Source organism: Micrococcus luteus (assembly GCF_014138885.1).
Classification (GTDB): domain Bacteria; phylum Actinomycetota; class Actinomycetes; order Actinomycetales; family Micrococcaceae; genus Micrococcus; species Micrococcus luteus.
Genome location: NZ_JACJIK010000001.1, coordinates 1,418,550 through 1,442,795, shown reverse-complemented (window position 1 = coordinate 1,442,795; position 24,246 = coordinate 1,418,550). Strand labels below are relative to the sequence as shown.

Genomic DNA, 24,246 nt, shown 5'->3' with positions numbered 1-24,246 from the left:
CGGGAAACGGCGCACGCGCCCCGCTGTTTCCCGAACGAAAGCGGTGCGACACGCCGCCGTTTCCCGAACGAAAGCGGACGGGGGGAGGGGAGATGGGGCGGGGGTCAGCCGATGACCGCGTCCACCAGCCGCTGCGCCTCCGCCTGCACCTGCGTCAGGTGCTCGGGGCCGCGGAAGGACTCCGCGTAGATCTTGTAGACGTCCTCGGTGCCGGAGGGCCGCGCCGCGAACCACGCGTGCTGCGTCACCACCTTGAGCCCGCCGATCGGGGCGTCGTTGCCCGGGGCGTTGGTCAGCGTCGCGAGGATGGTCTCGCCGGCCAGCTCGGTCACGGGGACGTCGTCGGGGGAGAGGGTCTTCAGCTTCGCCTTCTGCTCGGCGGTCGCGGGGGCGTCGATGCGCGCGTACGCCGGGTCGCCGTGCAGGGCCACGAGGTCGCGGTACCGCTCGGACGGGGACTGGCCCGTCGCGGCGATGATCTCCGCGGCCAGAAGGCACAGCAGCAGCCCGTCCTTGTCCGTGGACCACGGGCTGCCGTCGAACTGCACGAAGGACGCGCCCGCGGACTCCTCGCCGCCGAACACGCCGGTGCCCGTCAGCAGGCCCGGCACGAACCACTTGAAGCCCACCGGCACCTCCACGAGCTCGCGGCCCAGGTCCCCGGCCACGCGGTCGATCATCGAGGAGCTCACCAGGGTCTTGCCCACGCCCGCGCTCTGGGGCCACTGCTCGCGGTGGCGGTACAGGTAGTCGATGGCCACCGCGAGGTAGTGGTTCGGGTTCATCAGCCCGCCGTCGGGGGTGACGATCCCGTGCCGGTCCGCGTCGGCGTCGTTGCCGGTGGCGACGTCGAAGGGCGCCTGCCCGTCCGCGTCCGGGGTCATCCGCTCGATCAGCGAGGCCATCGCGTTCGGCGACGAGCAGTCCATGCGGATCTTGCCGTCCCAGTCCAGGGTCATGAACCCGAACCGCGGGTCCACCTCCGGGTTCACCACGGTCAGATCCAGCCCGTGGCGGTCGGCGATCTCGCCCCAGTAGGCCACGGACGCCCCTCCCATGGGGTCGGCGCCGATGCGCACGCCCGCCTCTCGGATCGCCTCCACGTCGATCACCTGCGGCAGATCGGACACGTACCGGTCCAGGAAGTCGAAGCCGCCCAGCTTCGCGTGGCCGGCGACGTCGGCGCTCGCTACCCGGTGCACGCCCGCCAGCCCGGCGGCGAGCAGCTCGTTGGCGCGGTCGGCGATCCACGTGGTCGCCTCGGTGTCCGCGGGGCCGCCGTGGGGCGGGTTGTACTTGAAGCCGCCGTCCGCGGGCGGGTTGTGCGAGGGGGTGATCACGAGGCCGTCCACGAGGCCGGCGTTGTCCCCGTCCACCGCAAAGCCCGACGGCGACAGCTCGCGCCCGGCGTTCAGGTGCAGGATCGCGTGGGACACGGCGGGGGTGGGCGTGTAGCCGCCGCGGGAGTCGACGAGCACCTCGACGTCGTTGCCGAGCAGCACCTCGACGGCGGTCTCCTGCGCGGGCCCGGACAGGGCGTGCGTGTCCTTGCCGACGAGGACCGGCCCCGTGATCCCGTGGTGCGCGCGATACTCGACCACGGCCTGCGTGATGGCGGCGATGTGGTCGTCGTTGAACGAGGTCGTGAACGCGGAGCCGCGGTGGCCGGAGGTGCCGAACACGACCTTCTGCGCCGGGTCCGTCACGTCCGGGTGACCGGTGCGGTACGCCTCCAGGAGGGCGTCGACGTCGATCAGGTCCTGCGGCAGGGCGGGGGTGCCGGGACGCTCGGAGGGGGGCAGGGCGGCGGTGTTCTCGGTCATGTGCCACACCTTGGCACGGGCGGGCGGACGGGGGAAGACGCGCGGCCCAGCGGGACGACGCCGGCGGTCACCCTCGGCAGCCGGCGCACAGCCCCCAGTAGTAGACCTCGGCCTCGTCGACCGCGAAGCCGTGGTCCTCGGGGGCGTCGAGGCACGGGGCGGAGCCGGTGCGGCACGGCACGTCCACGACCGTGCCGCAGCCGCGGCACACGAGGTGGTGGTGGTTGTCGCCCGTGCAGATCTCGTAGCGGGCCGGGGAGCCGGCGGGCTGCAGGGAGCGCACGAGCCCGGCCTCGGTGAGCGCGTGGAGGCAGTCGTAGACGGCCTGGTGCGAGGTGCCGGGCAGGGCCCGACGCACGGCGGCCAGCACGGTGGACGCGTCCGCGTGGGGGTGGTCGGCGAGGGCGGTCAGCACCGCGAGGCGGGGCCGGGTCACGCGCAGGCCGACGCCGCGCAGCAGCGTGCGCTCGTCCTCGTCCCGCGTCGTGGTCTCCATGCCAGTCGATCCCATCCGGTTCTCTGGAACATGTCAAGAAAGAGCGGGCCGCTTCGCCCCCGGCGCACCGGCCATTCCCCGCCGTCCCCGTGCTGACTACGGTGAATCCTCGACCCCGGGGCGCACCGGCCCGGGCGCCGTCGACGAGGAGGTCCCCACCCATGGCCCAGCCCGAGCCCGTCCGTCTCGTCCCGGGTGGAGCCGTGGACCGCCCGGCCGAGCAGGCCCTCCTCGCGGCCGCCGCGGCCTGCGGCGGCGACGTCGACGCGATGGTCGAGCTGCTCCGTGCGGCGTCCGGCGCCGCGTCCGACGACGACGCCGCCCCGCTCGACCTGCCGCTGACCGGCGCGGGGCGCACCCGGGAGCAGTGGGAGCTGCTCGCCTCCGTCGCCGCGCAGGACCTCTCGGCCGCCCGCGTGCTCGAGCCCCATCTGGACGCGCTCTCAATCCTGTCCCAGGCCGGCGTCCCCGCCCCGGCCGGGTTGCTCGGCGTCTACGCCTCCGAGTCCGGCGGCCGCACCCCCGCCCTGCGCCCCGTCCCGGACGGCCCCGACACCGCCTGGCTGCTCGACGGCGAGAAGCCGTGGTGCTCGCTCGCAGACCGGTGCGCGGCCGCCGTCGTCACCGGCCGGGAGGCGGACGGCACCCGCCGTGCCGTGCTCGTGGACCTGTCCCACCCCGGCGTGGCCGAGACCGACTCGGCCTGGCCCGCGCTCGGCCTCGCCCCGATCCGCACGGTGGGCCTGGCCTTCGACGCCGTCCCCGGCAACGCCGTCGGCGGCGCCGAGTGGTACCTGCGCCGGCCCGGCTTCGCGTGGGGCGGCATCGGCGTGGCGGCGGTGTGGTTCGGCGGCGCCGTCGGCATCGCCCGCACCCTGCGGAACGCCACCGCCGCCCGCGCGGCCGCCGAGGCCGAGGGCCGCGGACCGGGCCCGGACCAGATCGGCCAGGCCGCGCTCGGCCGCGTCGACCGGCTGCTCCATGCGATGGCCGCCCTGCTCGCCCGTGCCGCCGACGACGTGGACGCCGGCCGCCTGGACCACGGCCGCGGCATGGTCGAGGCCGACCGGATCCGCGGCACCGTGGCGCAGCTGTGCACCGAGGTGATGGACGTCGTCGGGCAGGCCACCGGCCCCGGCCCGCTCACCGGCAGCGCCGCGCACGCCCGCGCCGTGGCCGACCTGCAGGTCTACCTGCGCCAGCACCATGGACACCGCGACGACGCCCGGCTGGGCGCCGCGCTCCTGACCGGCGAGACCGACGGCGGCTGGACGTGGTGAGCTTCTCCCACACCGACGACGGCACGTCCGAGGCGGCCTGGGCCGAGGGCGGCGTCGGTGAGCTGCCGGAGCTGCGCCTGCCCGTCTGGGACGCGCAGACGCTGCTGCTCGTGGCCGTGGCGCACCCGGACGACGAGACCCTCGCCGCCACCGGCCTGATCCGCTCCGCCCTGCGCGACGGGGCACGCGTGCACGTGCTGGTCGCCACCGCCGGCGAGGCCTCCCACCCGCACTCGCCCACGCACACGCCCGAGGACCTGGTCCGGCTGCGCCGGGACGAGATGGAGCACGCCCTCGACGCCCTCGCCGCCGGCCTGCCCGCCTCCGCAGGCCCCGGCTCTCCGGCGCGGGACCGGCTGACGTGGGCGTCCCTGGCCCTGCCCGACTCCGGCGTGGCCGAGCACGAGGACGCCGTGCGCGACGCCGTCGCCGCGGCCCTCGACGCCCACCCCGGCCCCGCCGTGCTCGCCTCCCACGACCCGGGCGACGGCCACGCGGACCACGAGGCCGTGGGCCGGGCCGTCGGCGCGGTCGCGGGCGAGTGCGACCTGCCGCTCTACGCCTTCCCCATCTGGTTCTGGCACTGGGCCGACCCGGCCGACCTGCCCGCCCGCCGCTACCGACGGCTGCCGCTCACCGACGACGACCGTGCCGCCCGCCGTGCCGCCCTCGACGCGCACGCCTCCCAGGTCCGGCCCCTCTCCGCCGCGCCCGGCGACGAGGCGATCCTGGGCCCCGCCGTGCTCGCCCACCACGAGCGCCCGTTCGAGGCCCACCGCGTCTCCGGCCCCGACGACGCCGACGCCCACCGGGCCGCCGCCGTCTTCGATCGGCTCTACCGGGCCCAGGAGGACCCGTGGCGCTACCTCAGCTCGTCCTACGAGGCCCGCAAGCGGGCGCTCACCCTCGCCGCCCTGCCCCGGCCCCGCTACGGGACCGTGGTCGAGGCGGGCGCGTCCATCGGCGTGCTCACCGCGGACGTGGCCGCGCGCGCGGACCGCGTGGTCGGCCTCGAGGCGTCCTCCACCGCCGTCGAGCGCGCCGCCGCCCGGCTGGCCGGCGCGCCGCACGCCGAGGTGCGCCGAGCCGTGCTGCCCGCGGACTGGCCGGCCGACGTCGCCGGCGCGGACCTCGTGATCGCCTCCGAGATTGGCTACTTCCTGCAGCCCGAGGAGCTCGACGCGCTGATCGACGACGCCGACGCCGCGCTCGCCCCCGGCGGCGAGCTGCTGCTGTGCCACTGGCGCCACCCCATCGAGGGCTGGCCGCTGGACGGGGACGCCGTGCACGCGCGCGTCGCCGCCGACCCGCGCTGGCGGCTGCGCACCGAGCTCGTGGAGGACGACTTCCGGCTCAGCCTCCACGTGCGGGCCGCCGCCGCGACCCACGCCGTCGTCGTGGTGCCCGCCAAGGACGAGCAGGAGCGGCTGCCGGCCGCGCTCGCGGCCCTCACCGCCGCCCTGGACCGCTGGGAGGAGCACCACGCGCAGGGCACGGCCGCGGTCGTGGTCGCCGCGGACCGCTGCGACGACGCCACGGTGGCCGCCGCCCTCGAGGCCCGCGCCGCCGACCCGCGCATCCACGTCCTCGAACTGGGGGAGCCGACCGCCGGGCAGGCCGGCGTCGGGCGGGCCCGCGCGGAGGGTGCGCGCCGGGCCCGCGCGCTGTTCCCCGACGTGCCCGCCGAGCGCCTCTGGCTCGCCTCCACCGACGCGGACAGCCGCGTCCCCGCCGACTGGCTGCTGGCGCAGACCGTGGCCGCCGGCCGCGACGAGGCGCTCGTGCTGGGCACGGTGGACGTGCGCCAGGGGCCGCTGCGGCAGGCCTGGCTCCGCGGCTACCGGCACGAGGAGGGGCACGCGCACGTGCACGGGGCGAACCTGGGGCTGCCGTGGTCGCTGTACGAGGCCGTGGGCGGGTTCCCGCCGGTGGCCGAGCACGAGGACGTCGGCCTGGCCGCGGCGGTGCGGGCCCTGGCGGGGGAGCGCGACGGCGGTGACGGCCGCCGGGTGCGCGTGATCGCCACCGACACCACCCGCGTGCTCACCTCGTCCCGCCTGGAGGGGCGGACCCCCGGCGGGTTCTCCGGGCACCTCAAGGCCGTGGGCCGGCCCGGGTGAGGCCGGCCGTGGAACAGGGGGTGCGGGTCCGGGCCGGGTCCGGGGGCACCGCCTAGATGTTGTGGGTCATGAGGTTCTTGACATGGGTACCGGGCTGAGATGAGACGAGTGGGCCTCTCCCGCAGGATGGAAGTTCCTACACCACCGACCTGCCCGAGAAGACCCACTCATGACTCACGCTAACGCACCCCTGACCCCGACCGGCCGTCTCAGGATGGTCCACCGCCACCTGCACGACGGGATCCCGCAGGCGCACGTGGCCGCCGAGTTCCGGGTGAGCCGGCCCACGGTGGCCACTTGGGTCGCCCGCTACCGCGCCCAGGGAGAAGCCGGCCTTCAGGACCTGCCCAGCCGGCCGCACCGTTCACCTGCCCAGCTCGATCCGGTCTTGGTCGCCCGGATCCACGCCCTGCGGCGGGAGCGCAAGTGGTCCGCACGGCGCATCCATCACCACCTCGTCTCCGAGGGCCACCGGGTGTGTCTTCGTACCGTGGGACGGTGGCTGCACCGACTCGGGATCTCCCGCCTACGGGACCTGACCCCGGCCGGAGAAGACCTGCGCCAACGACCCCAGAAGATCACCGCCCGCGGCCCGGGGCACATGGTGCACCTGGATGTGAAGAAGATCGGGAAGATCCCAGACGGGGGCGGCTGGCGCACCCACGGACGTGAAAGTGAAGCAGGCCGTGCTTCCAAGCGCGGGCCTGGCCGGCGGGTCGGCTACACCTACCTGCACTCGGCGATCGACGGGTACACCCGCCTGGCCTACACCGAGGCGTTGGAGGACGAGCGGGCGGCCACGACCGTGAGCTTCTACTGCCGGGCGCGGGCGTTCTTCGCCGCCCACGGCATCACCGTGGACCGGGTGATCACGGACAACGGGAACAACTATCGGGCTGCGGACTTCACCGCGAAGGTGGTCTCGCTCGGGGGCCGGCATCACCGGATCCGCCCCTACACCCCGCGCCATAACGGGAAGGTCGAGCGGTACAACCGGCTGATGGTCGATGAGGTCCTCTACGCCCGCCCGTACTCCTCAGAGCAAGCTCGGCGTGAGGCCCTGGCGGTGTGGGTGAACCACTACAACTACCATCGGCCTCATACCTCCTGCGGAGACGCTCCTCCGGCCTCGTTGGCACCGGCCCGAGTCAACAACGTCATGCCCTCCTACACCTAGACTCGGCACCGGACCGCGACGCCCCGAACCGGAAGGACCGTCATGACCGACCCCCACGCCTCCCACGACCCGCGCCGTGAGGCCGCCCGGCCGAGCTGGTACGGGTCCGAGGCCGGTGCGGGCTCCTCCGGCACCGGCTCCTCGGCCGCCGGCTGGCCCGCCGCCCCGACCGGCGACGCCGACCGCGCCGCCTGGGACCGGGCCCCCTCGTACGCCGAGCAGGAGGGGCAGACCCGCCCCGCCTACGACCAGCCGTACGGCTACGGCCAGGACGCGAACACCGTCCCCGCCTACGGCTACGGGCAGGGCACGCCCGGCCACGGCTTCGGAGCCCCGCTGCAGCCCGGCCAGACCGAGGGCATCGGCCGCTCGGTGGCGTCCATGATCCTCGGCATCATCTCCGTGGTGGGCGGGTTCACGTTCCTCCTCCCGCCGATCGTGGGCGTGGTCCTCGGCCACATCGGCCTCAAGCGCGAGCCCCACGGCCGCGGCATGGCGATCGCCGGCCTCGTGATGAACTACGTGTCCCTCGCCCTGCTGCTGCTCGCCGTCGTGTTCCTCGTGATCCTGGTGATCGCCGGGATCTCCCTGGGCGACTACACCTCGACCTGACCGGCCGGCTCAGCCGGCCAGCAGCAGCTCGAGATGTGCGGCCAGGGCGAGCAGGGGCGCGGACGTGCCGGGCCGACCGATGAGCTGGACGGACCAGTTCAGGCCCCGCTCGTCCCGGAGCACGGGCACCGCGACCGCGGGCAGACCGAGCACGTTGACCATCGAGGTGTAGGGCGTGAACGCGCACTGCGCCTCGTAGTTGGCCTCGGGCTCCATCGCCAGGAAGTGGCCGACCGGCGGGGGCGCGGTGGCCAGCACCGGGGTCATCACCACGTCGACGGCGGCGAACTGCGCCCGCACCCCGCGCGCCCACTCCTCGAGCCGGTGGGCGGCGTCGTCGAGCTCGGCGCGCCCTGCGGCCCGGGCCGTGCGCAGGAAGTGCGCGGCCACCGCGCCCACGTGCGCCTCGGCGTCCTCCGGCAGCGGCGCCCGGAGCAGCCCGGCGGTCCACACCGTGCGGAAGTCCCGGTGGTAGTCCTCGCCGTAGTAGGGGGAGAGGTCCTCGACCGCGTGGCCGCCCGCGTCCAGGGCGGCGGCGGCCTTCGTCAGGGCGGTGACGGCGGGCCGGGCCAGGGAGATCTCGAGGTCGGAGGCGAAGGGCGAGGCCGTGGTGACGCCGATCCGGCGGGCGTCGACGGCGCCCCCGGCCCGGGCGGTCTCCACGGTGCGGCGCAGGTCCGGCAGCACCCGGCCGGGCAGACCCTCGGGGGAGAGCAGCACGTCGTAGAGCAGGGCGGCGTCCTCGACCGTGTGGGCCAGCGGGCCCGACACCGTGAGGTTGCGGACCGTGTCCGCGTGCTCGTCCATCGGCAGCTCCCCGCGGCCGGGCTTGAGGCCCACGAGCCCGCACGCGGCGGCGGGGATGCGGATGGACCCGCCCCCGTCCGAGCCCGGGGCGAACGGCAGGATCCCCGCGGCGACGGCGGCCGCGGCCCCGCCCGAGGAGCCACCCGCGGTGCGGGCGGGGTCCAGGGGGTTGCGGGCCGGCGCCGTGACGAGGTTCTCCGAGTAGGAGTCCAGGCCGAACTCGGGCACGGTCGTCTTGCCGAGGGTGACCGTGCCGGCCGCGCGCAGGCGGAGCGCGAGCGGGTCGTCCTGCGCGGCCGGCGGCGCGTCGGCCAGCAGGGCGGAGCCGAACCGCGTGGGCATCCCGCGCACGTCGATCAGGTCCTTGTACGCCAGCGGAAGGCCGTGCAGGGAGGCGGGGGCGCCGTCGTCGTCCGGGGCGGGGGAGGTGTGCGGACCGGGCGCGGCCCGGGGTGCGACGCGCGGGTGGGCCGCGTCCAGCTCGGCCGCACGGGTCCGGGCGCCCTCGGCGTCGAGGAGGGCGAACGCGCCGAGGTCCGCGTGGGTCTGGGCCGCGGCGAGGGCCGCCTCCGTGACCTCCCGGGCGCTCAGCTCCCCGGCGGCGAGGTCCTCCCGCAGGCGCACGGCCGAGCGGTCCAGGAGCCGGGCCGGGCCGGGGGCGGAGGGGGTGCGGTCGTCGTCGGCGGCGGGTGCGGCGTCGGAGGTCTGCATGCGGCCGAGCCTAACGGGCGTGGGCAGGGTCATGGACGGCGGGGCCTTCCTGGGACGTCCGGGCGGGTGGCTACGCTGAAGCCATGAGCGCCTTCGAGACCGTCGATGTGAACGAGATCCCCGCCGATGCGGCCATCCTGGACGTCCGCGAGGACGACGAGTGGGCCCTGGGCCGCGCCGCCGGCGCCCAGCACATCCCGCTGGGCCAGCTGCCGGACCGGCTCGAGGAGCTGGACCCGGACACGGACTACTACCTGATCTGCCGCACCGGCGGCCGCTCCGCCCGCGCCGCCGAGTTCATGACCGGCCGCGGCTACTCGGCCATCAACGTGGCCGGCGGCTCCGGCGCGTGGCTCGAGGCCGGCAAGCCGATGGAGGCCGACGGCGACGCCGAGCCCACCGTCAAGTGACGGGGACGGACTCCGCTGACGCGACGCCGTCGCGCCTGCGCTACGCCTTCCTCGGCCCGGCCGGCACCTTCACCGAGGCCGCCCTGCGCAAGGTGGCGGACCCGGCCAAGGCCGAGTTCGTGTCTGCGGGCTCCGTGCTGAGCGCCGTGGCGGCGCTGCGCAGGGGGGAGGTGGACCGCGCCGTCGTGCCCATCGAGAACTCGGTGGAGGGCGGCGTCTCCGCCACCGTGGACGAGATCGCCCTCGGGGAGACGCTGCAGATCCTCGCGGAGGTGCACGTGCCCATCAGCTTCGTGCTCGTAGGCCGGCCCGGCGTCGCGATCGAGGACGTGCGGCGCGTGACCACGCACCCCCACGCCTGGGCGCAGGTGCGCGGCTGGGCCGAGACGGCGCTGCCGGGCGTGGAGTTCACGCCCGCCCCGTCGACGGCGGCCGGGGCCGGCCTCGTGGCCCAGGGCGACTTCGACGCCGCCGTGTGCGCCCCGCTCGTGGCCGAGCAGACCGGGCTGCCGGTGCTCGCCGAGCGGATCGAGGACGTGCCGGGCGCCGTGACGCGCTTCGTGCTGCTCTCCCGGCCGACGGCCCTGCCCGCGCCCACGGGGGCGGACAAGACCACGCTCGTGGTGCCGCTGCCGGAGGACCGGCCCGGCGCCCTCGGGCAGATCCTGGCCGAGTTCACCACGCGCGGGGTGAACCTCTCCCGCATCGAGTCCCGGCCGACCGGCGAGGGCATCGGGCGGTACTTCTTCTCCCTCGACCTCGAGGGGCACCTGGCGGAGGCCCGCGTGGGTGATGCGCTCGCGGCCCTGTACCGGGAGTACCCCGACCTGCGGTTCCTGGGCTCCTACGCCCAGGCCGAGCCCGTGCCCACGAGGGTGCCGGCCGAGTTCACCGACGCCGCGTATCGCTCCGGCCGCGCCTGGGTGGAGTCCCTCCGCTCCCGCTGAGGCGGTGCAGCACTTTCGTTCGGGAAACGGCCGGCCCAGGGTCACTTTCGTTCGGGAAACGGCGGCCCCAGGGTCACCTTCGTTCGGGAAACGGCGGCCCCGAGAGACTTTCGTTGCCGAAACGGGACGATCACCACGACGACGGGCCGTCGTCGTGCTTCCCGTCCGCGCGTCGCCCCGGCGCCCGTTTCCCGAACGAAAGTGCTGGGGAAGCCGCCGTTTCCCGAACGAAAACGGTGGGGAAGCCGCCGTTTCCCGAACGAAAGCGGGGACGGGGGGTCAGATGTGCGGGGCCGGCTCCGGGACGGGGGCGGCGGCGGAGACGCCGTCGTCGCGCACGGAGGCGTCGTCCTCGGCCACGAGCATCACGACGAGCGAGTCCGGCTGCACGCGGGCGTCGAGGGCGGTGATGACCCCGGTGGCGTCGCCGTCGAGCTGGGAGGGCATCGGCTCGGCGAACTCCACCTTCACGCGCTGCGCCTGCTCCGTGTGCATCACGGGGATGGAGCTGCGGGACCGGGTCACGGTCTTCACGGCGATCCGCGCCCAGTCGAGCGCGTGCCGGGGCGAGAGGACCATGACGTCGAGGAGGCCGTCGTCGAGCTTGGCCTGGGGCAGCAGCTCGACGCCGCCCGTGAGCATCCCGCAGTTGGCCACCATCACGGTGCGCACCTTGAACCGGCGGGGCTGACCGCCGTCGAGGGCCACGGTCACCTCGTGCCGCTTGCCGCGCAGGTGCCGTATGCCGGCCTCGCTGTAGGCCAGCCAGCCGGCCAGATCCTTCAGCTCATCCTTGGTGTCGCCCATGATGTCCGCGTCGTAGCCGGCGCCACCGATCACGGTGAAGGTCTGCCGGGTGACGCGCCCGTCCTCGTGCGTGAAGCGGACGTCCACGGTGTCGATGCGTCGCTGCCGGCCCCCCACGGCGATCCGCAGGCACTGCTCGACGTCGTTGATCGGCAGGTCCAGGTTGCGGGCCAGCAGGTTCCCGGTGCCCAGCGGCACCACGCCGAGGGCGACGTCGGTGCCGGCCAGCTGCTCGGCCACGGTGCGGACCGTGCCGTCGCCGCCCGCGGCGATCACGAGCCGGGCGCCGGCGTCGAGGGCCTGCCGCGCCATGGCGGTGCCGGGGTCGTCCTCCTGCGTCTCGAGCACGAGCACCTCGCCGAGGCCCTCCGCCTCCGCGAGCCGCTCGAGCTCGCGCCGCACCCGGTCCGCGTGCGTCTTGATGGGGTTCAGTACCAGCGCGACCTCGTGGCGGCCCGTGCCGATGCCGGGCACCTCCTCCAGCCGGCGCTGCACGCCGCCCACCCGCGCGTCGAGGGCGTCCACCAGGAGACGCGTCCGTTGGTGCTGCACGCCGAGGCGGACCTGGCGCACCGCCAGCACCACCACGACGACGGCCAGCACGGCCAGGAGCACCAGGGCGGCCAGCGCCATCCACCACTCGGGAGTCATGCCCCGAGTCTAGGCGTCGGCCCCGCCCGCTAGGCTGGCGCACGTGATCGACGTCAAGGACCTCATCGAGCAGCCCGAGAAGTACCGCGTCTCCCAGGAGGCGCGCGGGGAGGACGCGTCCCTCGTGGACCGCGTGGTCGAGGCGGACGCGTCCCGCCGCTCGTCCATCGCGGGCTTCGAGCAGCTGCGCGCGGAGCAGAAGGCCTTCGGCAAGCGCGTCGCCCAGGCGAAGGGCGAGGAGAAGAAGGCCCTGCTGGCCGAGGTGAAGGACCTGGCCGCGCGCGTGAAGGAGGCCGAGTCGGCCGCCGGCGCGGCCGAGGCCCGCCTCGCGGAGCTGCAGCGTGCCTTCCCGAACCTGATCGTCGACGGCGTCCCGGCCGGCGGCGAGGACGACTTCGTGGTCCTCAAGGAGGTCGGCACCCCGCGCGACTTCGCCGCCGAGGGCTTCGAGCCGCGCGACCACCTCGAGCTCGGCGAGCTGCTCGGGGCGATCGACATGGAGCGCGGCGCGAAGGTGTCCGGCGCCCGGTTCAGCTTCCTCAAGGGCGTGGGCGCGCGTCTCGAGCTCGCCCTGATGCAGCTGGGCCTGGACCTGGCCCTGGAGAACGGCTTCGTGCCGGTCATCCCGCCCACCCTGGTGCGCCCGGAGACCATGCAGGGCACCGGCTTCGACGTCGAGCACGACGACGAGATCTACCGTCTGGAGCGCGACGACCTGTATCTCGTGGGCACCTCCGAGGTGGCCCTGGCCGGCTACCACGCGGACGAGATCATGGACGTGAGCGCCCCCGTCCGGTACGCGGGCTGGTCCACGTGCTACCGGCGTGAGGCGGGCTCGGCGGGCAAGGACACCCGCGGCATCATCCGCGTGCACCAGTTCAACAAGCTGGAGATGTTCATCTACGCCGCACAGGAGGACGCGGAGGCGGAGCACGAGCGCCTGCTGGCGTGGGAGGAGCGGATGCTGGGCGCCATCGAGGTGCCGTACCGCGTGATCGACATCGCCGCCGGCGACCTCGGCCTCTCCGCCGCCCGCAAGTTCGACTGCGAGGCCTGGGTCCCCACGCAGGGCACCTATCGCGAGCTGACGTCCACCTCGAACTGCACCACGTTCCAGGCCCGCCGTCTCAACATCCGCGAGCGGGTCCGCACGGAGGACGGTTCCAAGGGCGGCACCCGCATGGTGGCCACGCTCAACGGCACCCTGGCCACCACCCGCTGGATCGTGGCGATCCTGGAGAACCACCAGAACGCGGACGGCTCGGTCACCGTGCCCGCCGCGCTGCGTCCCTACCTCGGCGGGATGGAGCGCTTCGAGCTGGTCTGAACGGACGACGTCGTCCCCCGCGGCGCCGGTCGCCTCGCCCGCCCGCCCCGCGGCGCCCCTGCGGCGCCCCTGCGGTTCACCCGCGCGTCGCCGTCGTGTCCGGGCCGTGTGGTTGGGTGGAGGTCATGACGAAGAAGCTCGTGTGCCTGGACGTGGACGGAACGATCGTGGACCATGACGGCCATCTGCATGAGCCCGTGCGCGCGGCCGTGCGGGCCGTGCTGGACGCCGGGCACCACGTGGTCATCGCGACGGGCCGCTCCCGCGCGGCCACCCTGCCCGTGGCCCGCTCCCTGGGGATCGGCGCCGGCTTCATGGTGTGCTCCAACGGCGGCGTCACGCTGCGCCTGGACCCCGAGCTGGAGGAGGGCTACGAGGTCACGGACCTGCGCACCTTCGACCCGCGCTCGGTCCTGACCCAGCTGCGCCACCGCCTGCCCAGCGCCAAGTACGCGCTCGAGCTGCCGGACGGCACCTTCCGCTCCACCGAGCGGTTCCAGGACATGTCCTTCGGCGTGGCCGCGGAGGGCGTCACGTTCGAGGAGCTCATGGACACCACGGCCGTGCGCCTCGTGGTGTTCTCCACGGACTCCTCCGCCGAGGAGTTCGGTCGCGCGGTGGAGGGCATCGGCCTGTCCGGCGTGACCTACTCCGTGGGCTGGACGGCGTGGCTCGACGTCGCCGCGGCGGGCGTGACCAAGGCCTCCGGGCTCGAGGCGCTGCGCACCGTGCTGAAGGTGGCCCCCGAGGACACCGTGGCCGTGGGCGACGGCCGCAACGACATCGAGATGCTGCGCTGGGCCGGCCGCGGCGTGGCCATGGGCCAGGCCGTGGAGGAGGTCGTGGCCGCCGCGGACGAGGTCACCGGGCACGTGGACGAGCACGGGCTCGCCACGGTGCTGCGCTCGCTCCTCGAGGAGCCGGCCGCGGCCTGAGCGGCGCGACCGGCCCGGGCCGCCGGGTCAGCCCCCCGCCAGCGTGAGCAGCCGCGCGGCGGCGGGGCGGCAGGCGTGCTCCTCGTTCCAGTAGGAGCGCTGCACCGCCTGCGAGACGGCCTGCGCCGTGATCCCGAGCGCGGCGGCCGCCGGCTTCTGCTGGCCGCGCACGCCGGGCACCAGCAGGTCCAGCACCGCCCACTCGGCGTCGGTCCGGGACCACACGAGCTGCCCGACGAGTCGCAGGACGGCCTCGGCCTCGGCGGCCGCCTCCTCGTCGCGGCCGCGCACGGCCAACGGGATCCGCGCGGTGGACACGGTCGCCGCCTCCACGGCCCGCCGCGCCGCCGCGAGACCGGGCCCGCCGGCGTCGTGCAGGTCCCCGGAGGCGGGCGCGCCCGCCGCACCGTCCGCGTGCGTCACCGTCCCGACGCCGACCCCCACGTTCCAGCGGCGCTGCCGCAGGGCGCGCAGCGCCACGTCCACGGCGACGCGCGGGTCCTCGACGGCGCCGATCAGCTCGTCGCCCACGGCGCGCTGGAACGGGAGCACGACGGCGTCGTCCAGCCCCGGCACGTCCTGGAGGGCGCGCAGGAACGTGTCCACGCGGTCGCCGGCGTCGAGGGTGTCCCGCTGGTTGATGGTGAGCACGAACATGGTGGTCGATTCTGCCAGCCCGCAGACGACGCCGGCCGCCCACCCCGAGGGGTGAGCGGCCGGCGTCGCGCGCGTGGGCGGTGCGGGGATCAGCGGCCCTGGGGCTCGTCCGTCGCCTCGCCCTCCTCGGTGGCCGGCTGCGCCTCCTCGGTGTCCACCGCGCGGCCCTGGGGCTCGTCGGTCGGGGACTCCTCGCCCTGGGCGTCGAAGCGCTGGATGGACGCCTCGAGCTCGGCCTCGGCGGCCGCGCGGCCCTCCCAGCCCTCGGCCTTGACCCACTTGCCCGGCTCCAGGTCCTTGTAGCGGGTGAAGAAGTGCTCGATCTCCTGCTTGAGGGACTCCTCCACGTGCTCGAGCTCGGTGATGTGGTCGTAGCGCTTGTCCGCCGGGACGCACAGCAGCTTGGCGTCGCCGCCGCCGTCGTCGGTCATGTTGAACACGCCGATCGGGCGGGCCTCGACGACGCAGCCCGGCACCAGGTCGAAGCCCGGCAGGTACACGAGGGCGTCCAGCGGGTCGCCGTCCTCGCCGAGGGTGTTCTCGAAGTAGCCGTAGTGCGTGGGGTACTGCATGGAGGTGAAGAGCACGCGGTCCAGGCGCAGGCGGCCGGTCTCGTGGTCGAACTCGTACTTCACGCGGGAGCCCGCGGGGATCTCGATGGTGACGTCGTGCGCCATGACTCTCCTTCGCACAGAGGGTGGGGTGTCCGGGCGGCGCGGCGCCGCCCGGCGGTGCTGCCGTCAGCCTACCGGGGGCGTCCGTCATGATGGACGCATGGGACAGGTGGACACGGGGCGCGCTGGGCGTCGGGATCGACGCACGGAACACCGCCGGAGCCGCTCGCTCCCCGCCGTCCTCCTGGCCGCGCTCGCGGCCGTCCTGGTCGCCTGCGGGCCCGTGACCGCGCCGCCGGCCCCGTCGAGCGCGCCCGCCGCGTCGACGACCGCCGCGCCGACGTCGACGTCCCCGTCCGCCGGCCCCACCGCGGCCGAGGTGGCGGCCGCCGTCGAGCCGGGGCTGGCGACGTCCCCGGGCACGGTCTCCGCCGAGTTCCGCGACCTCGCCACCGGCGAGGTGCTCTACGCGCGGGACGCGGACGAGCCCGTGGCCCCCGCGTCCTCGCTCAAGGTGCTCGCCGCCGCGGCCATCGTCTCCGCCCTGGGTCCTGAGACGACCCTGCAGACCACCGTGGTGGCCCAGCCCACCGCGGACGGCGCGGCCACCGAGCTGGTGCTCGTGGGCGGCGGCGACGTGCTGCTGGGCACGGGCGCCTCGGACTCGACGCACGTCTCCGGCCGCGCGGGCCTGCGCACCCTCGCGGAGCGGACCGTGGCCGGGCTGGTCGAGGACGGCGTCACCGGGCGGGTGGTGGTCAGCACGGACCTGCGGCTCTTCACGGACCGGACGGCCCTGAACCCGCGCTGGACGTCGGACATCCCGGAGAGCGGCAACATCGCGCCGGTGCAGCCGTTGGCCACCTACGGCGGCCGTGAGGCCCCCGGCACCGGGGAGGACCGCATCGAGGCCCCGGCGCAGTTCGCCGCGCTCACCTTCCAGGCCGCGCTCGACGACGCGGTGGCCGCCTCCGGCGCCGACCTCGAGGTGGGCCTGCGGGACACGTTCCCGGCCACCGAGGTGCCGCGCGCCACGGTCCTCGCCGCCGCCCCCGTCGCGGCGGTGGAGTCCGCGTCCGTGGGGGAGCAGGTCGCGTACCTGCTGGCCCACTCGGAGAACCAGGTGGTCGAGGCCCTGGCCCACACGGCCGCGCCCGCCACGGACCTGCCGGCCACCCACGAGGGCGCCACGCGGCTGCTGACGGCCACCGCCGAGGACCTCGGCGTGGACACCGCCGGGATGGCGCTCGTGGACTCCTCGGGCCTGTCCCCGGACAACCGCGTCAGCGCGGGCCAGCTGGCCGGCGTCGTGGCCGGGGTGGCCCGCACACCCGCCCTGGGCACCGTGCTGGAGGGCCTGCCGCGGCCCGGCGAGGACTCCACCCTGGGCGACCGGTTCCCGGATGCCCCCGCGCGGCAGGCCGTGGCCGCGAAGACCGGCACGCTCGACCAGACGGTCTCCCTCACCGGCACCGTCACCACGACGTCCGGGCGGGTCCTCGCGTTCAGCATCATCTGCTCGGATCTGCAGTGGAAGCTGGAGCCCGCGCGCGCGGCGGTCGACGAGGCCGTCAGCGCCGTCGCCGGGCTCTGATCCGAGGTTCGGGGCCTGTGATCTGATGGAGCCCATGAGCGACGACCACGCGACCGACCGCCCCCGCACCGCCGCGGACGCCGAGCCGGGCGCCACCGCCGAGCCGGGCCCCGCCGTCGCCCACCCGGTGGACTGGGCCTTCGCAGCACGGACCGCACGGTCCCTCGCCGCCGCCGGGCCCCGGTTCACGCCGCGGGAGGCGACGCGCGAGGCGGAGGGCCTGCGCGCCGCCGCGGAGGCCGCCGTGCCGCACGTCCACCGCCTGACCGGGCTCGAGGCGGCACGGGACCTGCGCGACTCGCAGGTGCTCGTGGTGGACCGCCCCACCTGGTCGCGCGCCGCCACCCAGTCCTTCGCCACCCTGCTGGACCCCACGTTCGCGCATCTGCGGGACACCCGGCCCCGCGAGCACGCCGCCGCCACCACCCGCGTCACCCGGCACGCCACCGCCCTGGAGATGGGCGGGATCCTCGCCTGGATGTCCGGGAGGATCCTCGGCCAGTACGACCCGTTCATCGCGCTGCCCGGCCCCGGGGGGACGGCGGGCGGCCCCGCCGGCGGACGCCTGCTGCTCGTGGCCCCGAACGTCGCGCAGGTGCGCGCGGAGATCAACGTGGACCCGGCGGACTTCCGCCTCTGGGTGTGCCTGCATGAGCAGACCCACCGCGTGCAGTTCGCGGCCGCGCCCTGGCTGCGCGAGCACCTGCGGGCCGAGATCACGGCGCTCACCGTCGGCCTGTTCGACAAGGCCGAGTCCCTGCCCGAGCGCCTGCGCACCGCGCTCGCGGCGGCGAACCCGCTGGGTCGGGAGGCCGACGCCGGCCGGACTGGGGCGCGGGACGGACACGACGCGCAGGACGTGGCCCCGGCCCGCCCCGCGCCGGGCCTGCTCGGTGCGATCCAGGACGAGGAGGACCGGGAGCGCCTGTCCCGGCTGACGGCCGTGATGTCCCTGCTCGAGGGGCACGCGAACGTGGTGATGGACGGCGTCGACTCCTCCGTCGTGTCCTCCGTCAAGACCATCCGCCGCCGCTTCGACGAGCGCGGCGACCGCCGCTCGCCCCTGGACCGCATGCTCCGCCGTCTGCTGGGCATGGACGCCAAGATGGCCCAGTATCGCGACGGTCAGAGGTTCGTGGCCGCCGCCGTGGCCGAGCTCGGCATGGCCGGGTTCAACGTGGTCTGGGACGCCCCCGAGCTGCTGCCGAGCGAGGCCGAGCTCCACGCCCCCGAGACGTGGGTGGCGCGCATCCGTGCCCAGGCCTGAGGCGCGGGACCCGGGGCCGACGCCGGTGGGCGGGGTCGGCGGCGTGCCCGCGGTCGGCGCGTGGCCGCCGCGCACCCGCTGGCCCGAGCCCCTGCACCGGGCCGTCGCGGCGGTGCGGGAGGCCCTGGCGGGCGACGGGACCCGTCGCGCGGATGCCGTGCCGGGCCGGGCGGGGAGTCGTCCCCGCGGCCTCGTCGCCCTCTCCGGTGGCGCCGACTCCCTCGCGCTCGCCGTGGCCTGCGCCGTCCTCGTGGGCACCCGGGAGGGTGCGCGGCTCGGCCCGATCGGCGCGGCCGTGGTGGACCACGGGCTGCAGTCGGGCAGCGACACCGTGGCGGCGGCCGCCGCCGACGTCGCCCGCATCCTCGGTCTGACCCCGGTCACCGTCACGCGGGTCGAGGTGGCCCGCACCGGCGACGGCCCCGAGGCCGACGCCCGGCGTGCCCGCCGGGAGGCCCTCGCCGCCGCCGCCCGGGACGCGGGGCAGGGGGGCGCCGCCGTCGTCCTCACCGCCCACACCGCCGACGACCAGGCGGAGCAGGTCCTCCTCGGGCTCGCACGCGGGTCCGGCACGCGGTCCCTCGCGGGGATCCCGGCGCGCGGGACGCTGCCGGGCGGGGCCGCCGTCGTCCGCCCGCTGCTGGGCCTGACCCGCGCGGACACCGAGACGATCTGCCGCTGGGCCGGGCTGACCTGGTTCGAGGACCCGCACAACCGCGATCCCGCGCTGCTGCGCTCGCGGGTCCGCACCCGCGTGCTGCCCGCGCTCGAGGACCCCGACGCCGGCCTCGGCCCCGGCGTGCGGGCCGGGCTGGTGCGCACCGCGGCCATCGCGGCCGAGGACGCCGCGGCCCTCGAGGCATGGGCCGGCGCCGAGGTCACCCGGCTGCGCGTCGACCCGCCCGCCCGGGACCCGCGCGTCGTCTCCCTGGATCTGGACGCCCTGGCCGCGCTGCCCGCCGCCGTGCGCCACCGCGTGATCGCGCGCGCCGCCCGCGCCGCGGGAGGGCAGGCCCCGCCCCGCGAACGGATCCTCGCGGTGGACGCCCTCGTGACGGGCGCCCGCGCGGGGGGCACGTCGGCCGGTCCGGTGGAGCTGCCCGGCGGGGTGGCCGCGCATCGGGCGTGTGCCAGACTGGACCTCATCCCCTGCCTGCCCGGTCCCTGACTGCGGCCCGGCCCGGCATTCCCGCACGAGCACTCACCAGGAGCGGCGCATGGACGCACAGGATGTCCAGAACGACCTCACCCACGTCCTCATGTCCCGCGAGGACGTGCAGGACACGATCACGGACCTGGCCCGCCAGATCGACCGCGACTACGCGGACAAGGACCTGCTCATCGTCGCCGTGCTCAAGGGCGCCGTGATGGTGGTCGCCGACCTCACCCGCGCCCTGCACTCCCACGTGGAGCTGGACTTCATGGCGGTCTCCTCCTACGGCTCCGGCACCAAGTCCTCCGGCGTGGTGCGCATCCTCAAGGACCTCGACGCGGACCTCACGGGCCGGCACGTCCTGATCGTCGAGGACATCATCGACTCCGGCCTGACCCTGTCCTGGCTCAAGGCCAACCTGGAGTCCCGCGGCCCGGCCTCGGTCGAGATCTGCACCCTGCTGCGCAAGCCGGAGGCCATGAAGGTGGACATCGACGTGAAGTACGTCGGGCGGGACATCCCCAACGAGTTCGTGGTGGGCTACGGCCTGGACTACGCGGAGAAGTACCGCAACCTGGACTTCGTGGGCACCCTCGCCCCGCACGTGTACAGCTGACCGGGGGCCCGGCCCGGCGTGGCCGCCGCAGCAGCGACCTGTCACGTGAGCGGTCGCTCTGAGGTGCCATTCACGCCCCATTCCGACTCCTTGCGTGACAGGTCGCCGGCGTCCCCGAGGTGACGGCGCACCTCCACGATCACGCGCGTGAATCCGCGGCGAGCGTCGGAGGAGGACACGGTGATGTTCCGGTAGCCCCGTCGCTCGAAGGCCGCGTTGCGCTGCACGTCGCGGTCGATCTGGCGATCCGCGCCGTGGTGGCCGCCGTCGTAGTGCAGGGCCACTCTCGCCTGCCGATAGCCCAGGTCCGCCGTCGCGGGGTGGTGCAGGGAGAACTCCGGGTCCCAGACCTCGAGCTGCAGTGCGGGCTCGGGGAGCCCGGCGGCCCTCAGCGCGAGCCGCAGCCGCGTCTCCTTCGGCGAGTGCGCCCCCACCCGGACCAGTGTGGCGGTGGTGCGGAGCCGTCGTCGTCGGTTGTGCGCGGACGGGCTCGCTTCGGCCGCCTGGGCCAGGGCCGCCCGGGTCCGCTCGGCGGCGTCCGGGCCGCCGGACAGCTGCGCCCGGCGGACGAGATGGTCGCCGAGGATGACGAGCTCGTCGTCGTCGAGCAGGGCCGAGAGGTCGACCCAGAGACGGGGCGGGGCGGTGACGTACCAGGCCAGGCCGCCGATCCGCACGCGCTCCACGTCCGCGGGCGGGAGCGCTGTTCGGTGGGAGGTGACGCCGGGGAGGGAGAGCTGGCCACGGTCTCGCGGGCGGCTCACGTGGACGTCGTCCCCCGCGTCCAGTCGCTCCGGCAGCCAGATCTCCCGGGCGCGGGCCGCGGTCTGGTGCGACACCACCGTGGTGGCGCGGTGCCGGGCGAGTCGCAGCAGGAGCTCGTGTTGGGTGGCCGAGAGCGGGGTGCTCCACCGGTAGGGGGAGGAGCCGGCCACGGGGCGTTCGACGGCGGCCGGGGTGGCCTCACGCCGGCGGTAGAGGCCCCGGGCGAGGCGTTCGATGTCGGAGCGACGCAGCCGGTTGCGGTCGATGCCGGCGGCCCTCGCCTGCGCGGCGGTGAAGGGACCGTCAGGCAAGGCCGCGGGAAGCGGGGCGGGGCGACGCATGGTGCCAGCCTGGCGCGGTGGGGCGGGCGATGTGCTGGGCCGCCGCCGGCCCGGGGAGGATTTCGGGTGCGCGGGGGCCTGTGCAGGAGGGGACACAGGGGCGCGACCGCAGCGCCGGCGACCTGTCACGCGAGCGGTCGCTCCGAGGCGCCATCCACGCGCCATTCCGACCTCTCGCATTCCCGGTGGGCGTCAAGACGGCGCTGGCCGACGTCGGCGCCGGCCGACCGCCCGCGCCCTGTCCACCTGACGCGAACAGTCAGCGGACACCCGGGCCGGGCCGGTACCGTGGGGGCTTGACCCGGGCGCGACGTCGGCCCTGCGCCGTCCCCGGCCGCACGGCGGCCGCCCCGGGCAGCCCGGCCCCCGCGGCAGACCAGGAGACACTCGGACCGTGAAGAAGCTGTTCAACAAGCCCTACGTCTGGATCCTGCTGGGCCTGCTGGTCCTCGCCGTCGCGATCCCGCTGACCACGTCGCAGAGCGGCCGCACCATGGTGGACACCAACGTGGGCATGGCCCTGCTGAAGGACGACAAGGCCGCGCAGGCCCGCGTGGTGGACGGGGACCAGCGCGTGGACCTCACCCTGCGTGAGCCCTACAAGCAGGACGACCGGGACCTCGGCAAGGAGGTCTACTTCTACTTCGCCAGCGCGCGCGCCACGGACGTGGTCACCGCGGTGGACGACTCGGCCCTGGACGGCTACACGGACGAGCCGGTGCGGAGCAACTGGTTCCTCTCGCTGCTCGGCTTCATGGTCCCGTTCCTGCTCATCGCACTGCTGTTCTGGTTCCTGATGTCCCGCATGCAGGGCGGCGGCGGCAAGGTCATGCAGTTCGGCAAGTCCCGCGCCAAGCTGATCAACAAGGACAACCCGGACGTGCTGTTCAAGGACGTCGCGGGCGCGGACGAGGCCGTGGAGGAGCTCCAGGAGATCAAGGAGTTCCTCACCGTGCCGGACCGCTTCCGCGCGGTGGGCGCCAAGATCCCCAAGGGCGTGCTGCTCTACGGCCCGCCCGGCACGGGCAAGACCCTCCTGGCCAAGGCCGTGGCCGGTGAGGCCGGCGTGCCGTTCTACTCGATCTCCGGCTCGGACTTCGTGGAGATGTTCGTGGGCGTCGGCGCCTCGCGCGTGCGCGACCTCTTCGAGCAGGCCAAGTCCAACGCCCCCGCCATCATCTTCGTGGACGAGATCGACGCCGTCGGCCGGCACCGCGGCGCAGGCATCGGCGGCGGCAACGACGAGCGCGAGCAGACCCTGAACCAGATGCTCGTGGAGATGGACGGCTTCGACGCCTCCACGAACGTCATCATGATCGCCGCGACCAACCGCCCGGACGTCCTGGACCCGGCGCTGCTGCGCCCGGGCCGCTTCGACCGCCAGATCCCCGTGGACGCCCCGGACCTCGAGGGCCGCGCCAAGATCCTCGAGGTGCACGCGCAGGGCAAGCCGATCGCCCTGGACGTGGACCTGCGCTCCCTGGCCAAGCGCACCCCCGGCTACACGGGTGCGGACCTGGCCAACGTGATCAACGAGGCCGCGCTGCTCACGGCGCGCTCGAACAACAACGTGATCGACAACCACGCCCTGGACGAGGCCGTGGACCGCGTGATGGCCGGCCCGCAGAAGCGCACCCGCCTGATGAACGAGCACGAGCGCAAGGTCACCGCCTACCACGAGGGCGGCCACGCGCTCGTGGCGGCCGGGCTGCGCAACTCCGCCCCGGTCACCAAGATCACGATCCTGCCCCGCGGCCGCGCCCTGGGCTACACGATGGTGGTCCCGGAGGACGACAAGTACTCCGTCACCCGCAACGAGCTCCTGGACCAGCTCGCGTACGCGATGGGCGGGCGCGTGGCGGAGGAGATCGTGTTCAAGGACCCGTCCACGGGCGCCGCGAACGACATCCAGAAGGCCACGGACACGGCCCGCAAGATGGTCACCGAGTACGGCATGTCCGCCAAGGTGGGCGCGGTCAAGCTCGGCGGCGGCAGCTCCGAGCCCTTCGTGGGCGGCGCCGCCGGCGGCTCCTCCCGTGAGTACTCCGAGGAGCTCGCGTACCTGGTGGACGCCGAGGTCCGCACCCTGCTGGACCAGGCCCACGCCGAGGCCCACTGGGTGCTCACGGAGAACCGGGACGTCCTGGACCGGCTGGCCTACGAGCTGCTGGAGAAGGAGACGCTGACCCAGGAGGCCATCGCCGCCATCTTCGCGGACGTGCGCAAGCGGCCCGAGCGCGGCGTGTGGCTGGCCTCGGACGACCGGCTCCCGCAGGACATCCCGCCCGTCCTCTCCCCCTCCGAGCGCCGCTCGCGCCACGACGGCGGGGAGCAGACCCCCGTCGGCGTCGAGGGCACCACGGTGCCGGTGCGTCCGGAGGGTGCGCCGCCGTCGTCGCTGGGCGGGGACGCGGCCGGCCCCGGCCTGCCGCCGCACGGCGGTCCGAGCAACACGCCGGGCCCCGGCGAGGGACCGACCTTTTGACCGCGCAGGAGGCCCGCATGACAGCCCACACCCCCGACGACGCCGTCCCCGGCACGTTCGACCCGGACTCGACCGCGGTCGACCGGCCCCGCATCGAGGCGGCGGTGCGGGAGATCCTGCTGGCGATCGGCGAGGACCCGGACCGCGAGGGCCTGGCGGACACCCCGGCGCGGGTGGCCAAGGCGTACGCGGAGTTCTTCGCGGGCCTGCACCAGAGCCCGGACCAGGTGCTCGGCACCACGTTCGACATCGCGCACGAGGAGCTCGTGCTCGTGAAGGACATCCCGTTCTACTCGACGTGCGAGCACCACCTGGTGCCGTTCCACGGCGCCGCGCACATCGGCTACATCCCCTCCGCCGAGGGCCGCGTGACGGGGCTGTCCAAGCTGGCCCGTCTCGTGGAGCTGTACGCGCGGCGTCCGCAGGTGCAGGAGCGGCTGACCACGCAGGTGGTGGAGGCGCTCATGGAGCACCTGGCCCCGCGCGGGGCGATCGTGGTGGTGGAGGCCGAGCACATGTGCATGTCCATGCGCGGCGTGCGCAAGCCGGGCGCGAAGACCGTCACCTCGGCGGTGCGCGGCCAGCTGCGGGATCCGTCCACGCGCTCGGAGGCGATGAGCCTCATCATGCACGGCTGAGGACCACCGACGG

General features: G+C 74.9%; 21 protein-coding genes. 14 read left to right on the top strand and 7 right to left on the bottom strand.

Annotated elements, in window-relative coordinates; genetic code table 11:
* Window positions 1-104 precede the first annotated feature (104 nt).
* Together pgm and HDA34_RS06610 are read right to left on the bottom strand one after the other, a co-directional pair.
* Window positions 105-1,823 (bottom strand): phosphoglucomutase (alpha-D-glucose-1,6-bisphosphate-dependent), encoded by a 1,719-nt coding sequence (gene pgm, locus HDA34_RS06615; protein WP_061867216.1) that lies wholly within the window; start codon window positions 1,821-1,823, stop codon window positions 105-107.
* A 67-nt stretch (window positions 1,824-1,890) separates the two neighbouring features.
* The gene (locus HDA34_RS06610; protein WP_061867217.1) at window positions 1,891-2,319 is read right to left on the bottom strand and encodes a Fur family transcriptional regulator; all 429 of its coding nucleotides are present in this window, start codon (window positions 2,317-2,319) and stop codon (window positions 1,891-1,893) included.
* Window positions 2,320-2,480: 161 nt separating this feature from the next.
* On the opposite strand from HDA34_RS06610, the gene HDA34_RS06605 reads away from it, so the two are divergent.
* From HDA34_RS06605 to HDA34_RS06590, 4 genes are all read left to right on the top strand, one after another.
* Window positions 2,481-3,599, top strand: coding sequence for an acyl-CoA dehydrogenase family protein (locus tag HDA34_RS06605; protein WP_061867218.1), 1,119 nt, complete (start codon window positions 2,481-2,483; stop codon window positions 3,597-3,599).
* The gene (locus HDA34_RS06600) at window positions 3,596-5,719 is read left to right on the top strand and encodes a PIG-L family deacetylase (RefSeq protein ID WP_061867220.1); all 2,124 of its coding nucleotides are present in this window, start codon (window positions 3,596-3,598) and stop codon (window positions 5,717-5,719) included. Before HDA34_RS06605 ends, HDA34_RS06600 begins: the two co-directional genes overlap by 4 nt.
* Before the next feature lie 169 nt (window positions 5,720-5,888).
* Window positions 5,889-6,896: an IS481 family transposase gene (locus HDA34_RS06595; RefSeq protein ID WP_182496707.1), complete on the top strand. Its 1,008-nt coding sequence runs from the start codon at window positions 5,889-5,891 to the stop codon at window positions 6,894-6,896.
* 42 nt (window positions 6,897-6,938) lie between these two features.
* Window positions 6,939-7,508 carry a DUF4190 domain-containing protein gene (locus tag HDA34_RS06590; RefSeq protein WP_134377535.1) on the top strand — a complete coding sequence of 190 codons (570 nt, stop codon included), beginning with the start codon at window positions 6,939-6,941 and terminating at the stop codon, window positions 7,506-7,508.
* A 9-nt stretch (window positions 7,509-7,517) separates the two neighbouring features.
* On the opposite strand, the gene HDA34_RS06585 is transcribed toward HDA34_RS06590, so the two are convergent.
* Complete coding sequence (locus HDA34_RS06585; RefSeq protein ID WP_134377534.1) at window positions 7,518-9,026, bottom strand: amidase; 1,509 nt, start codon at window positions 9,024-9,026, stop codon at window positions 7,518-7,520.
* Between the two features lie 83 nt (window positions 9,027-9,109).
* Between HDA34_RS06585 and HDA34_RS06580 the strand changes: the two genes are divergently transcribed.
* Both HDA34_RS06580 and pheA read left to right on the top strand, forming a co-directional pair.
* Entirely contained in the window at window positions 9,110-9,436 is a 327-nt protein-coding gene (locus tag HDA34_RS06580; protein WP_010079684.1) for a rhodanese-like domain-containing protein, read from the top strand.
* A complete protein-coding gene (pheA, locus tag HDA34_RS06575) occupies window positions 9,433-10,383 on the top strand; it encodes a prephenate dehydratase (protein ID WP_134377533.1) in 951 nt (316 codons plus the stop codon). The genes HDA34_RS06580 and pheA overlap by 4 nt, the downstream gene beginning before the upstream one ends.
* A 279-nt stretch (window positions 10,384-10,662) precedes the next feature.
* Here the strand turns inward: pheA and HDA34_RS06570 are convergent, their stop codons facing one another.
* On the bottom strand, window positions 10,663-11,841 hold the full coding sequence (locus tag HDA34_RS06570; RefSeq protein ID WP_123244263.1) for a diacylglycerol/lipid kinase family protein: 1,179 nt from the start codon (window positions 11,839-11,841) through the stop codon (window positions 10,663-10,665).
* A gap of 43 nt (window positions 11,842-11,884) precedes the next feature.
* Here HDA34_RS06570 and serS point away from each other — a divergent pair, with 43 nt between their 5' ends.
* The gene (gene serS / locus HDA34_RS06565; RefSeq protein ID WP_123244264.1) at window positions 11,885-13,168 is read left to right on the top strand and encodes a serine--tRNA ligase; all 1,284 of its coding nucleotides are present in this window, start codon (window positions 11,885-11,887) and stop codon (window positions 13,166-13,168) included.
* A 125-nt stretch (window positions 13,169-13,293) separates the two neighbouring features.
* Entirely contained in the window at window positions 13,294-14,103 is an 810-nt protein-coding gene (locus tag HDA34_RS06560) for an HAD family hydrolase (protein WP_044659867.1), read from the top strand.
* Window positions 14,104-14,130: 27 nt separating this feature from the next.
* Here the strand turns inward: HDA34_RS06560 and HDA34_RS06555 are convergent, their stop codons facing one another.
* Together HDA34_RS06555 and HDA34_RS06550 are read right to left on the bottom strand one after the other, a co-directional pair.
* A complete protein-coding gene (locus tag HDA34_RS06555; RefSeq protein ID WP_123244265.1) occupies window positions 14,131-14,760 on the bottom strand; it encodes a hypothetical protein in 630 nt (209 codons plus the stop codon).
* An 89-nt stretch (window positions 14,761-14,849) separates the two neighbouring features.
* The gene (locus HDA34_RS06550; protein WP_123244266.1) at window positions 14,850-15,437 is read right to left on the bottom strand and encodes an inorganic diphosphatase; all 588 of its coding nucleotides are present in this window, start codon (window positions 15,435-15,437) and stop codon (window positions 14,850-14,852) included.
* A 97-nt stretch (window positions 15,438-15,534) separates the two neighbouring features.
* Between HDA34_RS06550 and HDA34_RS06545 the strand changes: the two genes are divergently transcribed.
* The 4 genes from HDA34_RS06545 to hpt are packed head-to-tail and all read left to right on the top strand — an operon-like array spanning window position 15,535 to window position 20,004.
* Window positions 15,535-16,968 carry a D-alanyl-D-alanine carboxypeptidase/D-alanyl-D-alanine-endopeptidase gene (locus HDA34_RS06545; protein ID WP_123244267.1) on the top strand — a complete coding sequence of 478 codons (1,434 nt, stop codon included), beginning with the start codon at window positions 15,535-15,537 and terminating at the stop codon, window positions 16,966-16,968.
* Between the two features lie 34 nt (window positions 16,969-17,002).
* Window positions 17,003-18,235, top strand: coding sequence for an Rv3626c family coenzyme F420 biosynthesis-associated protein (locus tag HDA34_RS06540; protein WP_123244268.1), 1,233 nt, complete (start codon window positions 17,003-17,005; stop codon window positions 18,233-18,235).
* The gene (gene tilS / locus HDA34_RS06535; RefSeq protein ID WP_123244269.1) at window positions 18,222-19,403 is read left to right on the top strand and encodes a tRNA lysidine(34) synthetase TilS; all 1,182 of its coding nucleotides are present in this window, start codon (window positions 18,222-18,224) and stop codon (window positions 19,401-19,403) included. Before HDA34_RS06540 ends, tilS begins: the two co-directional genes overlap by 14 nt.
* A 49-nt stretch (window positions 19,404-19,452) precedes the next feature.
* Window positions 19,453-20,004, top strand: a complete 552-nt coding sequence (gene hpt / locus HDA34_RS06530; protein WP_002858265.1) for a hypoxanthine phosphoribosyltransferase — start codon at window positions 19,453-19,455, stop codon at window positions 20,002-20,004.
* 41 nt (window positions 20,005-20,045) lie between these two features.
* Here the strand turns inward: hpt and HDA34_RS06525 are convergent, their stop codons facing one another.
* Window positions 20,046-21,110, bottom strand: coding sequence for a type IV toxin-antitoxin system AbiEi family antitoxin domain-containing protein (locus HDA34_RS06525; RefSeq protein ID WP_123244270.1), 1,065 nt, complete (start codon window positions 21,108-21,110; stop codon window positions 20,046-20,048).
* Window positions 21,111-21,504: 394 nt separating this feature from the next.
* Between HDA34_RS06525 and ftsH the strand changes: the two genes are divergently transcribed.
* Both ftsH and folE read left to right on the top strand, forming a co-directional pair.
* On the top strand, window positions 21,505-23,595 hold the full coding sequence (gene ftsH / locus HDA34_RS06520; protein ID WP_095353932.1) for an ATP-dependent zinc metalloprotease FtsH: 2,091 nt from the start codon (window positions 21,505-21,507) through the stop codon (window positions 23,593-23,595).
* Window positions 23,596-23,612: 17 nt separating this feature from the next.
* Entirely contained in the window at window positions 23,613-24,233 is a 621-nt protein-coding gene (folE, locus tag HDA34_RS06515; protein ID WP_010079671.1) for a GTP cyclohydrolase I FolE, read from the top strand.
* Window positions 24,234-24,246: the final 13 nt, after the last annotated feature.